Raw genomic sequence first — 13116 nt, forward strand, 5'->3', positions numbered from 1 at the left:
ACGAGGCAAGTTTAGGCGCGTAGCCTTGTGTCTCAAATGTCGTATTTACCTCGTTTTAGGACATTGCGATGAGACATGTCGGCGTGGTGGTTTTTCCCGGCTTCCAGATCCTCGATATGGTGGCCGTCTCGATCTTCGAACTGGCCAACCTGGAGGCCGGCCAGCCTGAATACGAGGTAGAGATCATTTCCGAGCATGGCGGCATGGTGCGCAGCTCGGCGGGCGTCGAGATCGCCACCCGGCCGTTCGGCGACCCGGCATATGACACCGTAGTGGTTACCGGCGCGATGCAGATCGCGCCGTCGTCGCCGGGATTGCTGGCGTTTCTGCACGAGGTGCTGGGCGCGGCGCGGCGCACCACGAGCATTTGCACGGGCGCGTTCGTGCTGGCCGAGGCCGGGATTCTCGACGGCCGCCACGCGACCACCCACTGGTTTCACGCCCGCGATCTGCAACAGCGCTTTCCGCAGACGCGCGTGGATGAAGACCGCATCTTTATCGTCGACGGTTCGGTATGGACGTCGGCCGGCATGACCGCGTGCATTGATCTATGTCTGGCGCTCGTTGAAAACGATCTCGGCGCGGAAGTGTCACGCGCGATCGCCAAAAAGCTCGTTGTGTACCATCGCCGTACCGGCGGCCAGTCGCAGTTTTCGGCCATGCTGGACCTGGAGCCGAAATCCGACCGCATTCAGAACGCGCTCTCGTACGCCAAAAGCCATCTGCGCGAGCCATTGACGGTCGAGCAACTCGCCGATGTCGCGCATCTCAGCCCACGCCAGTTCAGCCGCGCGTTTCGCGACGAAACGCGTCAATCGCCGGCCAAAGCCATCGAGGCATTGCGCGTCGAAGCCGCGCGCGCCATGCTGGAAGCGGGCCGCCATTCCATGGAGGCGGTAGCGGCGGAAACGGGTTTCGTCGATACCGAACGGATGCGGCGCGCCTTTCTGCGCGCCTTTGGCCAACCGCCGCAGGCGATCAAACGCGCGGCGCGTGTGGGCGTGCTGTAACACAGGCGCGGGACAATACCGGCAACGGCGCTTTGACCGATATGACCTTCCACGATGAGAGGAACGCGATGAACTACGACGACAGCAATCCCTTCGCAAGGATTCTGCGCGGCGAACTACCCTGCATCAAGGTGGCCGAAACCGATGCCGCCCTCGCCTTCATGGACTTGATGCCGCAAGCCGACGGCCATCTGCTGGTGGTGCCGAAGGAAGCCGCCGCGGAGATTTTCGAGTTGTCGGATGCCTCGACGGTGGCCTGCATGCGCATGACACAGAAGCTCGCGATCGCGGTTCGCGCGGCGTTGCGGCCGGACGGCGTGTTCATCGGACAATTCAATGGCGCCGCTGCGGGGCAGACGGTGCCGCATGTCCACTTTCATGTGATTCCGCGCTGGGAAGGTCAGCCGCTGCGAATGCACGCGCGCGACATCGCCGACGTGGACACGCTCGAAGCGCTGGCCAAGCGCATCCGCTCGCATTGGCGTGCGGACTGAGGGCGATTCGCCACGTCGTGCGGGCGGTTAGCTTATGCGCCGTGACATGGGTAAAAGCGGCTGAAACCGCCGTTACAGACGATCCCGCGAGCGGCGCAGCGGATGCCGCCAGTCGATGCGGCGCGGCCTCACATGCATGGGTCGCATCTCGTGCAGATGGCGGTGTTCTTGCCACAGCTCGTCGGAGAAAAGAAAAGCGACGATGAGTAGCGGAATGACCAGAAAAACGCCCAATATCAAGTGCTCGATCACGGTGGCCTCCGATCGCAGGAGCATGATTTCATTGTAGAGCACCGCGCGTACCCGTATCGTCCCGCGCCTCAATATCGTGGCGATCAAACCGAACACCGGACCTGCGACACCGCGACGCCGTGGTCTCGCCGGATCCACTTGACGCCTGACTTACCGAAAAAGTGTCGACGGCGTGCGAGCGCGTGCAAGAACTCCCTGCCCCCTCGTCCTGACTAACCGGAAAGCAAACCAACAATTCTCAAGGGGAATCCAATGACGACTGAACGCAGCAGCGAACTCACCTTGCGCCCGCTCGAGCGCACCGATCTGCGCTTCGTCCACGAAGTGAACAACAACGCGAAAATCATGCGTTACTGGTTCGAGGAGCCGTACGAAACCTTTTCCGAACTGACCCAACTTTACGACCAGCACGTGCACGACTTGCGCGAACGGCGCTTTGTGGCGATCGACAACGAGGGGCAGACCGTCGGCGTGGTCGAGTTGATCGAGCTGGACTACATTCATCGACGCGGCGAGTTTCAGATCATCATCGCGCCGCATGCGCAGGGCCGCGGCTACGCCACGCTTGCCACCCAGCTCGCCACGGACTATGCATTTTCCGTGCTGAATCTGCGCAAGGTCTACTTAATCGTCGACAAGTCGAATACCGCTGCGATCCACGTTTACGAAAAGTGCGGCTTCAGGCGCGAGGCCGAACTGATCGAGGAATTTTTCGGCAATGGCAGCTATCACAATGCGTTGCGTATGTGCATGTTCCAGTCCGAGTTTTTCGAGGCCAATCGGCGCGTCGATTAACGCGCGACGCTGCCGGATGACAAGGCGCCGCGCGCCCGCTTTCTCGCCTGGCACCGTTTATCTTCTGCAAATACACCGTTATTTAGTAATTTCTGTTTAGTCGGTTGAATGACTTTGTGTGCATTGCACCAAGCATTGTGACTAACTTTCGCAAAACATTTAAATGCGGCTGCTCGTTTACGCGAATACGTGCCGCAAAGCGTTACTGGTGAAAGCGGCGTGCCCTGCTAGGTGTTTAGTTATCCATCGTATCCAACGCTATTTAGGTCAGTGCTTAACGATCAGGCAGGCACAAGATACGGTGCGACAATTCGCCGCTGTTGCGACCGCACACAAGATGTGCTTGTCGTTCTCTCGCATTCTTCTAAAGTGCAATATGCGGGTTCAAAGTTAAAGTTAAATACATAGCTAACCTGAGTATCCACCCGCACCGGAGGAAAATATGAAAATGCGAATCGCCGTTGTTTTCGCCATTGCGGGATTGGCCGCCGCTACTGTTCAGGCGCAAGACGTCATGATCAAGCCGCAGCAGACTATCCAGTTCAAGGCCAACGCGTATGGCTGCCTGTCGAAGGATAAACTCGACGCCGCCGACCAGCATGCGCAAGCTGGTGAACAGCAAAAGATGCAGGAATTTTTCTCCGGATACCAGTGTGTTTCGACACCGGAAAACTCGAGTTTCCGCGTCGTCCGCGTAGTTGGCCACGACATCGAATTCGTGAATTCGAGTAATAGCGATACGCAAGGCCTCTGGGCAAACGATCGATTCATCAAGCAATAGGCTGAACGTGTACATTCCGGCGAAATGCCGGAATGTGACTTTGCGCGCGCGCCTCCGTCCTCTGACTCGATAAGCCGGAGGTGGTGAAGCTGTGAGTTAAAAATCGGCCGGGCATTAATGCCCGGCCGATTTTATTTGCACGCTTTAGCCCGGCTGAACGGACAGAAAAAAGCCGATGCGGATCGTCTGAATCCGCATCGGCAGTACGCCTTCTCGCAAAGCGCAGGGAACAACCGTCAGCTCATAACGCGCCGGTCAATGTGAGTCGCGTGGCACCGGCGCGCCGCTCGATCCGACCAGGAAGTCGAGATCCGCGCCCTGATCCGCTTGCAGCACGTGTTCGACGTAGAGCTTGTAGTAGCCGCGTTTGGGCGCCTCGGGCGCCTTCCATGCGGCGCGGCGGCGTGCGAGCTCTTCGTCGGTGACGTCGAGATGCAAGCGGCGTGCTTCGACGTCAAGTTCGATCATGTCGCCGGTCTGCACGAATGCGAGCGGGCCGCCCGCCGCCGCTTCCGGCGACACATGCAGCACCACCGAGCCGTATGCCGTACCGCTCATGCGGCCGTCCGAGATGCGGACCATGTCGGTGATGCCCTTTTGCAGCACCTTTTTCGGCAGCGGCATATTGCCGACTTCCGCAAAGCCCGGGTAACCCTTCGGGCCCGCGCCTTTTAGAACCATGATGCAATGCTCGTCGATGTCGAGCGACTCGTCATCGATTTTCGCGTGCAATTCCTCGATGTTCTCGAACACCACTGCGCGCCCGCGATGCTTGAGCAACGCCGCGGTGGCCGCCGACGGCTTGATCACAGCGCCATTCGGCGCAAGGTTGCCCTTGAGCACCGCGATGCCGGCCTTCGGCTTGAACGGTTCGGCGAACATCGTGATGACTTTCTCGTCGTGATTCGGCGCGTTGCGCACGTTGTCCCAGATGGTCTTGCCGTTCACGGTCAGCGCATCGCGATGCAGCAGGCCTTGTTCGCCCAGTTGCTTCAACACCGCCGGCAAACCGCCCGCGTAGTAAAAGTCCTCCATCAGATATTCGCCGGACGGTTGCAGGTTCACGAGACACGGCACATTCGAACCCAGCTCCCAGTCTTCAAGCGACAACTCCACGCCAATGCGCTTGGCGAGCGCGATCAGATGGACGACCGCATTGGTCGAGCCGCCGATCGCCGCATTCGTGCGGATCGCGTTTTCGAAGGCCTGGCGCGTGAGGATCTTGTCCATCGTCAGATCCTCGCGAACCATGTCGACGATGCGCCGGCCCGCGAGATGCGCGAGCACCTGGCGGCGCGCATCGACCGCGGGAATCGCCGCGTTGTGCGGCAAACCCATGCCGAGCGATTCGACCATCGAGGCCATGGTCGAGGCCGTGCCCATGGTCATGCAGTGGCCACGCGAGCGGTTCATGCACGACTCGGCTTCGGTGAATTCTTCCTGCGTCATCGTGCCGGCGCGCACTTCCTCGGACATCTGCCAGACGCCCGTGCCGGAGCCGATGTTCTTGCCGCGAAACCGGCCATTGAGCATCGGGCCGCCGGAGACGGCCAGCGCGGGCAGATTGCACGACGCCGCGCCCATTAGCAGCGCGGGCGTGGTCTTGTCGCAGCCGACCAGCAGAATCACGCCGTCCATGGGATTGCCGCGAATCGACTCCTCGACGTCCATGGAGGCGAGGTTGCGAAACAGCATCGCGGTAGGCCGCAAATTGGTCTCGCCAAGCGACATCACCGGAAACTCGAGCGGCAAGCCGCCCGCTTCGTGCACGCCTTTTTTCACGTACTCCGCGAGTTCGCGAAAATGCGCGTTGCACGGCGTCAGCTCCGACCACGTATTGCAAATGCCGATCACCGGGCGCCCGTCGAATTCGTCGTGCGGGATGCCCTGGTTTTTCATCCACGAGCGATGTAGAAAACCGTCGCGGTCTTTGAGGCCGAACCACGCCTGGCTGCGTAGCGGCTTTTTAGTCTGGTTCGAATCAGCCATGAAATCTCCTGTTGGCAAACGTGGGGGGCGGGGCGCGCGTCAGTGCACGCGCTTGCTGCGACGGAACTGATCGAACAGCACCGCGAGCAGCAGGATCCCGCCGCGAATCAGGTATTGGTAAAAGGTCGGCACGTTGAGCAGGCTCATGGCGTCCTGCACCGAGCCCATAATCAGCACGCCGACCAGCACACCGGAAATCGTCGCGACGCCGCCCGTGAGCGACACGCCGCCGAGCACGCACGCGGAAATTACTCCGAGTTCGAGACCGACCGAGGTCTTCGGATCTCCCAGACTCATACGCGACGCAAGCATCACGCCTGCAAACCCGGTGACGAGGCCCTGCAATACGAACACTGTGATCTTGATCCGTGTCACCGGCAAGCCCGCCAGCAACGCTGCCTCGCTATTGCCGCCGACGGCCAGCACGTTCTTGCCGAACACGGTTTTCTTCAGCAAAAAGCCGAACAGCACGAAGCCGACAATATTGCTCCAGATCGGATACGAAATGCCGAGGAACGCGCCGCCGCCGAGGTCGAAGAAACGCTCTTCGGAAATCATCACGGCGTCGCCATTCGAGGTGATGTAGGCGAGGCCGCGCACGACCTCCATCATGGCCAGCGTGACGATCAGCGAGTTGATCTTGTAGCGCGCGACCAGCACGCCGTTGACGAGCCCGACCGCGCCGCCCGCGAGCACGCCGGCCGCGACGCCGAGCATCACGCTATGCGTCGCGGTGATCAAGGTGGACGCCACCACACCCGCGAACGCGACGATCGACGCCACCGACAAATCGACTTCGCCGAGCGCAAGCACGAACATCATCGTCACGGAGATCGAGCCGATCAGCGTGACGGAGAGCAGCAAGCCCTGAATGTTTCGCGAGCTTAGAAAATCCGGCACGGTAAACGACAAAGCCGCGAACAGAATCACGAACACCATCACGATGCCGGACTTGTTGATCAGGTCCCAGGTGCGCGCGGCGCGCGCGCTCAGGCCCGCTGAGGCGACGGCTGGGGTCGAGGAATCGGTTGAGGGTGTCTGCATGGTGTTTATTCCGTTTCTATGACGCGATTCGATTCAATTGGCTTCGTGTTCTCGTGCGTATGCGGCTGAGGTCAGCGGGGCAGGGCGAGCTTGATCAACGCATCCGGCGTGGCCTGCGCCTTGGGCAGATCGCCAACAATGCAGCCTTCCTTCATCACGATCACGCGATCCGCCACGCCGATCACTTCGGCGAGATCGCTCGACACGACGATCACCGTGCGGCCCGCTTCGGCGAGCCCATACAGCAGGCCATAAATCTCGCTGCGCGCGCCGACGTCGATGCCGCGCGTGGGTTCGTCCATCAGGAACACATCGATGTCTTCGGCGAGCCAGCGCGACAGAATCACCTTCTGCTGATTGCCGCCGGAGAGCGTGCCGATCGGCGTGTCGCCATTGCGCGTCTTGATCGCAAGCTTGCCGATGAACTCTTTGGCGGTCTGCGCTTCCTTGCGCCCGTTGAGCACGTTGAAGCGGCTGAAATGGCGTCGGCAGCTGATGTTGAGGTTGTCCGATACCGACGCGATCGAAACGATGCCTTCCTGCTTGCGATCTTCCGGACAGAGCGCGACGCCCGCGCGCACGGCGTCGCGCGGCGTGGCAAAACGCACGCGCTTGCCTTTGAGCGTGATCTCGCCGGCTGCAGGCTTGACCGCGCCGTAGATGAGCTTCATCAACTCTGACCGCCCCGCGCCCACGAGTCCGAAGAAGCCGACGATTTCGCCTTTGCGTGCCGTGAAAGATGCCGGTTCACGCAGGCCGCGTCCCATCAGTTCCTTGACGTCGAGTTGCACGTCGCCAAGGTCGCGCGAGCGATAGCCATACACGTCGGCGATCGAACGGCCCACCATGCAGCTGATCAGGCGATCACGGTCGAGTCCTTCGCCCGCTTCGAACGTATCGATGCGGCGGCCATCGCGAAACACCGTCACGCGATCGCACAGCTCGTAGACTTCATCCATCCGATGCGTGACGTAGATGATCGCGCGGCCTTCGGCCTTCAACGCACGAATGATCCGGAACAGTTGCGTCGTCTCACGCGAGGACAGCGAACTGGTCGGTTCGTCGAACGCGATCACGCGCGCGTCGCGCATCAGCGCCTTGCCGATTTCGATCATCTGCCGCTGGCCGATCGAGAGATTCTTTACTTGCTGCGACGGATCGATCTTTTCGCCGAGCCGTTCAAGCTCGCGCACGGCGCGCGCCACCAGCGCTTTTTCGTCCAGTACGCCGAAACGATTAGGCAGGGCGCCGAGCATCAGGTTTTCCGCAACCGTCAGTTCCGGCACGAGATGCAGTTCCTGATAGATGATTGCCACGCCCGCGGCAATCGCGGCCTTGGTCGTGATGAATTGCTGTTCGACGCCATCGAGCGACAAGGTGCCCGCCGCCGGCTGATTCACGCCGGACAACACCTTGAGCAGCGTCGATTTGCCAGCGCCGTTCTCGCCCATCAAGCCGTGCACTTCGCCGCGCCGCACGTCGAGCGACACCTGGTCGAGCGCGAGCACGCCGGGAAAGCGCACGGTGATCCCGTCGAGCCGCAGATACGGCTCCGTGGACGCGCGCGCGGGCGAGGGCGCCGCTTCGGCGATGTGGGGATCGATGTGTGGGGACGTCATCAAAAAACCTCAAGCTGGTGAACAACCTATGCGGGCCGCTCTCGCGTGAGCGAGATGGCCCGCAGCGTGCAAACTCGAATCCCGCTTAAATACCGAGTTCTTTGCGCACGTCCTGCCAGTTGCTGCGCACCATCAGCTTGCCGGTGGTCTGCGTATCGGCGGGCGGCTGCTTACCGTCCTTGATCCACTCGACGAGGTTCTCCGTGCTTTCCTTGCCGTGCATCGTCGAGCTCACGGCGATCGTGCCGTAAAAGCCCGTCGGTTCCTTCTTCTGGAATTCGGCGAACGCTTCGCCCGCACCGTTGATGCCGACGCCGATCACGTCCGCAGCCGGAATATGCAACTGCTCGGTCGCGCGTACGCCGCCCAGCACGCTTTCCTCGTTGAGCGCGAAGATCACCCACTTCTTGATGTTCGGATGCTGCGCGAGCACCGGCGACGACGCGTTGAAGCCGCCTTCGTCATCGGTCGTCTTTTGCGGGGCGTCGAAGATGTTTTCCTTCTTGAAGCCGCCGGCGATGAGCGATTGTGTCGCGCCGTCGGTGCGCAGTTTCGCGGTCGGCAATTCGTAGTTCGTGATGCGCAGCGCGCCGACTTCTTCCGGCTTCCAGCCGCGGCGTTTCATTTCTTCGGCGATGGCCGTGCCGACCTGATTGCCGATCTTGAACGCGGACATGCCCAGATGCGGCACGTTCGCCAGCGGCTTGCCGGTCGAGTCGACCAGTTGATCGTCGACGGTGACGAACTTCATGTTGTAGCGCTTGGCGCGCGCCTGGATTGCCGGTCCGAGACGCACGTCGGGCGCGCAGATCACGAAGCCTTTGGCGCCTTGTGCGCCGAGATTGTCGATTGCGGCCAGCACTTTTTCACCGTCCGGCGTGCCGATGTTCACCACCGAGAAGCCGTCCTTCTGGCCGAGCGCGCTAGCGGCTTTCTGTTCGTTGATGAACCAGGCCTGTTCCGGCATCTTCACGAGGAAGCCGACTTTGAGCGGCGCGTCCGCGTGCGCGGAAAGTTGCATGGCAAAAGGCGCGGCGAGGGCGGCGGCCGCCATTGCCGTTAGCGTCAAACGGCGAAGCTTGCTGGTCATATCTGTCTCCTGAAGTTGAAAAAAGCTGCGTTGATTTATTTGATTGCAGCGGTTGATGCACGGCGGCGTCAGCGGGGACGCGGATGGACGTTGGAATGCATGGTGACGTGACGCGATCGCATGACCATCAGCCCGCCACGTACGCCGTTTTCACGGCGCTCCAGAAGGCCGCGTCCGTTGCGCCATAAGCGGACGCTTTGCGGCCGCCGCCGGGCGCGTGACGCTCGACGGCCGTGGTCGGCAGATTGATCGTGACGAGGCCGCTATGCACATGACGGCGGAAATGCCGCGCGCGATTGAGCGAGCGCGTGCAAATGCCGGCGCACAGACCGTAAGCGGTGTCGTTCGCGAGATGCAGCGCGTGATCGTAGTCGTCCGCGCGCAGTACGACGGCGACGGGGCCAAAGATTTCCTCCCGCGCGACACGATGTTCCGGTTCGCCGACGAACAGCGCCGGTTCGAAGAAATAGCCGCGTGTCGCGCGCTCCAGTTGGCGACCACCGTGCAGCAATTGCGCGCCTTCCTGCTGGCCGATGCGCACATAGTCGAGATTGCGCTCCAACTGCGCGGCGTTGGCCACGGGACCCATGTCCGTGCCGTGCTTCAAGGCATGATCGATCGAGAGTCTCGCGAGCTTCGCCTGCAATGCGTCCACGAACGGTTCAAACACCGCACCTTCGACAATCAGCCGCGCCGCCGCTGTGCTGCGTTGACCCGCCGAGCCATAGGCGCCGCTCAAGGCGGCTTCGACGGCGGCTTCGAGATCGGCGTCGGCCAATACGACGAAGGGATTCTTGCCGCCCATCTCAAGTTGCACGCGCGCCTGCCGGGCGACGGCGGCCTGCAGCACGCGTGTGCCGGTTTCCGCCGAACCGGTGAAGCTAACGGCCGCCGTCAGCGGATGCGCGGCAATCCGCGCGCCGACCTGGCGGCCGCTGCCCATCACGAGGTTGAACACGCCCGCGGGCAAACCGGCGCGGCCGATGATCGAGGCCAGCGCCGCCGCGCAAGCCGGTGTGGATTCGGCCGGTTTGAAGACGACGCAATTGCCATGAGCGAGCGCGGCGCCGATCTTCGCGGCGGCAGTCGCCAGCGGCGCGCTCCATGGCGCGATGATGCCGACCACGCCGAGCGGTTCGCGCGTTACGTCGATCTCGACGCCGGCACGCGCCGACGCGACGGGCTCGGCGAAGACACGCAAGGCTTCCGCCGCGCACAGTTTGAAGGTCTGCCCGGCACGCGTCGCCTCGACCAAAGCGTCGGGTAGCGTCTTGCCGACTTCGCGCGCCAGCAGCCGGCCCAGTTCGTCGCGGCGCGCGAGCATCTCGCTGCCGATGGCGTCGAGCGCATCCGCGCGACGCTGCGCCGAACCAAGCGACCACTCGCCGAAGGCTGCGTGCGCGGCCTCGATGGCCATATCGGTTTGTCGCACGTCGGCTCGCACATATTCGCCGACCGGATCATCCAGGTCCGACGGATTGAGCGAGACGCCCGTGGTCGCGCCCGTCTCCCATCCGCCATTGATGTAGTGGCGAAACGGGCTTGCAACGAGTGGAACGAGCGGATCGCGGTTCATCGACGGGGAAGGCGCCACATAGGAAGCTCAGAAAGTCCACGAATGGTATGAGCCGTCCCAATAACTTTCCAATCCCTTTTTAGGCTATCCCGATATCAATTCCGGTATGGCATGATGGAGCCTCGCCTTGGCAGAGCTCGCGGTTCGTGGTTTGAGCCGCCTAATCGGAAACAGGCTGGAGACAGACCATGACGCGTAGCTACTCGAACTGGTTCGTGCGGGCGCGGCTCAAAACGCGGCAACTGCTATTGCTCGCGGCAATGGAAGAGGAAGGCAATGTCCGGCGCGCCGCCGACGTGCTCGGCATGACCCAGCCCGCGGCGTCGCGGCTGCTCAAAGAACTCGAGGACATGCTGGAGGTGAGCCTGTTCGACCGCACGCCGCACGGCATGCATGCCACGTTGTACGGCGAGGTGATGATCCGTCATGCGCGCATGGTGTTGTCGAACCTGAGTCATGCGCACGACGAAATTTCGGCGTTGCGCGCGGGGCTGGCGGGGCAAGTGCGGATCGGCGTGATCGCGGCGGCCGCGGCAACCATGGTGCCGCGCGCGATCGCCAGTGTGAAAGAACGCTATCCGCAACTGCAAATCTGGGCAGAGGTCGAAACTTCGGATGTGATGCTGCCGCGACTGGCGGAAGGCGAACTGGACATCATGATCGGCCGCGTACTGGAGCGGCAGAATCAGTTCAAGACTGAAGTTCGCTACGAACCGCTCGCCGACGAGCCGCTTTGCGTGGTGGCGCGTCCCGGCCATCATCTCGAAAATGAGACAGGTTTGACACTGCGCGGAATCGTCAATGCCAGCTGGGTTTTACATCCTCCGGGCAGCGTTTTGCGTCATCGGTTTGATCTGATGTTTTCGCAAATCGGGCTGAATCCGCCGCAAAACGTGGTCAATACCAACAATTTTCTGGCGATTTCGAGCCTGCTGCTCCAAAGCGACATGTTGGCTGTTTTACCCGACGAAGTGGCGCGTCAGTACCAACAGTATGGCGTTCTGAAGCGGATACCGATCGATTTACCGTGCAGGATGGATACATTCGGTATCATCACGCGCCAATCGCACCTGCTTTCACCGGCGGCCTCGGTTGTTCTGGAAGCCTTGCGGGAAGCCGCCAGCGAGGTGTACGGCACCGCTTTCGAGCCAATAGTGGCGCGATAAATGCTTCTCCCGTTGTCATGACAGCCGGCTGGCGGCGCGGGAGGGACAGAAGATGTACAACAAACACGGAAAACGGCAACGCGCCGTCGACGATTCTTTTTCAGTTCGCTCCGGCGGAGCGAGCGCCTGGTTTAGCAACGGCATGGCTCTCAAATCGACGATTTACAAGGCGGAACTGCAGATCGCCAACATGGACCGGCACTACTACGCCGACCATTCGCTGACGATCGCCCGCCATCCCTCGGAAACCGACGAACGGATGATGGTTCGGGTCGCCGCGTTCGCGCTGTTCGCGCAGGAACGGCTTGAATTCTGCAAAGGTTTGTCGGATGTGGACGAACCGGATCTGTGGGAAAAAGATCTGACCGGCGCAATCGACACCTGGATCGAAGTCGGCCAGCCGGACGAACGGCGCATCGCCAAGGCGAGCGGCCGCTCGAACAAAGTGATCGTGATTGCTTACGGCGGTCGTGCGTCGGACATCTGGTGGCAGGGCGTGCGCAATAAGGTTGAGCGCATGCGCAACGTGACGGTTTGGACGCTCGGCGAAGACGTCGCCACTGCCCTCGGCTCGCTGGCCGAACGGACCATGCGGCTGCAATGCACCGTGCAGGACGGCGAAGCATGGCTTGGCAGCGCCGATGCCGATGCGGTGAAAATCGAATGGACGGTGCTTAAGGCGCCCGCCAACGCCTGACGCTTCGACGCCTTACAAACTTGCCGATAGCTTTATAGCGACGTCACATGCGCCGCTTCCGGCGGGCCTTTCAGTTCGACCATGTTGCCTTCCGGGTCGAACAGATACAGTGACTGTCCGTAGCCGTCCGCGCCGTAGCGCTGCCCCAGTTCACCCAGCCGCGCGCCGTGTTCGACCAGATGCGCCTTGAGCGCTTCAGCGTCGAACGGATCGATGCGCAAGCACACGTGATCCATATTCCGCCCGGTGCCCGGCACGCCGTTTTCGGCGTGGTCGAGCTTGGCGCCCACCTGCAACAGATCGATCAGCGAACGGCCCGCGCGTAACTGCGTCAGGCCTAGATCGCGCTGCTCCTTCTCGACGCTGCAGCCGAGCACGTCGCAATAGAAACGCGCCATGGTCTCGACGTTCGTCGCCCGAATGACAACATGATCGATCTCGCGAATGTGGATTTTCATATGGAACGCCCCTTGGCTGGCTCGCAGAACGCGTGAATTGCCAGTGTAGAAGAAAGGGCGGCGCTGCGAGTGCCGGTCGTGAAAGCCGCGTTAAGGGCTGGATCAGGACCATATGGACGAAAAAAAACCCGCTCTATGTGGAGCG

The 13116-nt window shown here is 61.5% G+C and carries 13 protein-coding genes; 6 read left to right on the forward strand and 7 right to left on the reverse strand.

Features of this window, described 5'->3' with window-relative positions:
* The first annotated feature begins 68 nt into the window (after nt 1-68).
* Nucleotides 69-1010 (forward strand): GlxA family transcriptional regulator, encoded by a 942-nt coding sequence (locus B0G82_RS05995; protein WP_121306941.1) that lies wholly within the window; start codon nt 69-71, stop codon nt 1008-1010.
* Nucleotides 1011-1078: 68 nt separating this feature from the next.
* Complete coding sequence (locus tag B0G82_RS06000; protein WP_116148713.1) at nt 1079-1504, forward strand: HIT family protein; 426 nt, start codon at nt 1079-1081, stop codon at nt 1502-1504.
* A 72-nt stretch (nt 1505-1576) separates the two neighbouring features.
* Here the strand turns inward: B0G82_RS06000 and B0G82_RS06005 are convergent, their stop codons facing one another.
* On the reverse strand, nt 1577-1852 hold the full coding sequence (locus B0G82_RS06005) for a hypothetical protein (protein ID WP_241974496.1): 276 nt from the start codon (nt 1850-1852) through the stop codon (nt 1577-1579).
* 156 nt (nt 1853-2008) lie between these two features.
* Here B0G82_RS06005 and speG point away from each other — a divergent pair, with 156 nt between their 5' ends.
* Together speG and B0G82_RS06015 are read left to right on the forward strand one after the other, a co-directional pair.
* A complete protein-coding gene (speG, locus tag B0G82_RS06010) occupies nt 2009-2551 on the forward strand; it encodes a spermidine N1-acetyltransferase (protein ID WP_121306942.1) in 543 nt (180 codons plus the stop codon).
* A gap of 442 nt (nt 2552-2993) precedes the next feature.
* Nucleotides 2994-3332 carry a hypothetical protein gene (locus B0G82_RS06015; protein WP_121306943.1) on the forward strand — a complete coding sequence of 113 codons (339 nt, stop codon included), beginning with the start codon at nt 2994-2996 and terminating at the stop codon, nt 3330-3332.
* 255 nt (nt 3333-3587) lie between these two features.
* Here the strand turns inward: B0G82_RS06015 and B0G82_RS06020 are convergent, their stop codons facing one another.
* The 5 genes from B0G82_RS06020 to B0G82_RS06040 form a co-directional block, all read right to left on the reverse strand.
* Nucleotides 3588-5321: an IlvD/Edd family dehydratase gene (locus B0G82_RS06020; RefSeq protein ID WP_116118604.1), complete on the reverse strand. Its 1734-nt coding sequence runs from the start codon at nt 5319-5321 to the stop codon at nt 3588-3590.
* 39 nt (nt 5322-5360) lie between these two features.
* A complete protein-coding gene (gene araH / locus B0G82_RS06025) occupies nt 5361-6365 on the reverse strand; it encodes an L-arabinose ABC transporter permease AraH (RefSeq protein WP_106284922.1) in 1005 nt (334 codons plus the stop codon).
* A gap of 71 nt (nt 6366-6436) precedes the next feature.
* Nucleotides 6437-7984, reverse strand: coding sequence for an L-arabinose ABC transporter ATP-binding protein AraG (gene araG, locus B0G82_RS06030; RefSeq protein WP_121306944.1), 1548 nt, complete (start codon nt 7982-7984; stop codon nt 6437-6439).
* An 85-nt stretch (nt 7985-8069) separates the two neighbouring features.
* A complete protein-coding gene (locus tag B0G82_RS06035; RefSeq protein WP_116118602.1) occupies nt 8070-9074 on the reverse strand; it encodes an arabinose ABC transporter substrate-binding protein in 1005 nt (334 codons plus the stop codon).
* A gap of 127 nt (nt 9075-9201) precedes the next feature.
* Nucleotides 9202-10650, reverse strand: coding sequence for an aldehyde dehydrogenase family protein (locus B0G82_RS06040; protein ID WP_121306945.1), 1449 nt, complete (start codon nt 10648-10650; stop codon nt 9202-9204).
* A 188-nt stretch (nt 10651-10838) separates the two neighbouring features.
* Between B0G82_RS06040 and B0G82_RS06045 the strand changes: the two genes are divergently transcribed.
* Nucleotides 10839-11816 (forward strand): LysR family transcriptional regulator, encoded by a 978-nt coding sequence (locus B0G82_RS06045; RefSeq protein ID WP_121306946.1) that lies wholly within the window; start codon nt 10839-10841, stop codon nt 11814-11816.
* Between the two features lie 142 nt (nt 11817-11958).
* Nucleotides 11959-12513, forward strand: a complete 555-nt coding sequence (locus tag B0G82_RS06050; protein WP_106284955.1) for a YaeQ family protein — start codon at nt 11959-11961, stop codon at nt 12511-12513.
* Nucleotides 12514-12545: 32 nt separating this feature from the next.
* Here the strand turns inward: B0G82_RS06050 and B0G82_RS06055 are convergent, their stop codons facing one another.
* Nucleotides 12546-12971, reverse strand: a complete 426-nt coding sequence (locus B0G82_RS06055) for a VOC family protein (protein ID WP_121306947.1) — start codon at nt 12969-12971, stop codon at nt 12546-12548.
* Nucleotides 12972-13116 lie beyond the last annotated feature (145 nt).

Source organism: Paraburkholderia sp. BL17N1, assembly GCF_003634175.1.
GTDB lineage: Bacteria > Pseudomonadota > Gammaproteobacteria > Burkholderiales > Burkholderiaceae > Paraburkholderia.

Coding starts and splice junctions, on each gene's coding strand:
- B0G82_RS05995 (WP_121306941.1), top strand. CDS start 69: ATGAGACATGTCGGCGTGGTGGTTTTTCCCGGCTTCCAGATCCTCGAT.
- B0G82_RS06000 (WP_116148713.1), top strand. CDS start 1,079: ATGAACTACGACGACAGCAATCCCTTCGCAAGGATTCTGCGCGGCGAA.
- speG (WP_121306942.1), top strand. CDS start 2,009: ATGACGACTGAACGCAGCAGCGAACTCACCTTGCGCCCGCTCGAGCGC.
- B0G82_RS06015 (WP_121306943.1), top strand. CDS start 2,994: ATGAAAATGCGAATCGCCGTTGTTTTCGCCATTGCGGGATTGGCCGCC.
- B0G82_RS06020 (WP_116118604.1), bottom strand. CDS start 5,321: ATGGCTGATTCGAACCAGACTAAAAAGCCGCTACGCAGCCAGGCGTGG.
- araH (WP_106284922.1), bottom strand. CDS start 6,365: ATGCAGACACCCTCAACCGATTCCTCGACCCCAGCCGTCGCCTCAGCG.
- araG (WP_121306944.1), bottom strand. CDS start 7,984: ATGACGTCCCCACACATCGATCCCCACATCGCCGAAGCGGCGCCCTCG.
- B0G82_RS06035 (WP_116118602.1), bottom strand. CDS start 9,074: ATGACCAGCAAGCTTCGCCGTTTGACGCTAACGGCAATGGCGGCCGCC.
- B0G82_RS06040 (WP_121306945.1), bottom strand. CDS start 10,650: ATGAACCGCGATCCGCTCGTTCCACTCGTTGCAAGCCCGTTTCGCCAC.
- B0G82_RS06045 (WP_121306946.1), top strand. CDS start 10,839: ATGACGCGTAGCTACTCGAACTGGTTCGTGCGGGCGCGGCTCAAAACG.
- B0G82_RS06050 (WP_106284955.1), top strand. CDS start 11,959: ATGGCTCTCAAATCGACGATTTACAAGGCGGAACTGCAGATCGCCAAC.
- B0G82_RS06055 (WP_121306947.1), bottom strand. CDS start 12,971: ATGAAAATCCACATTCGCGAGATCGATCATGTTGTCATTCGGGCGACG.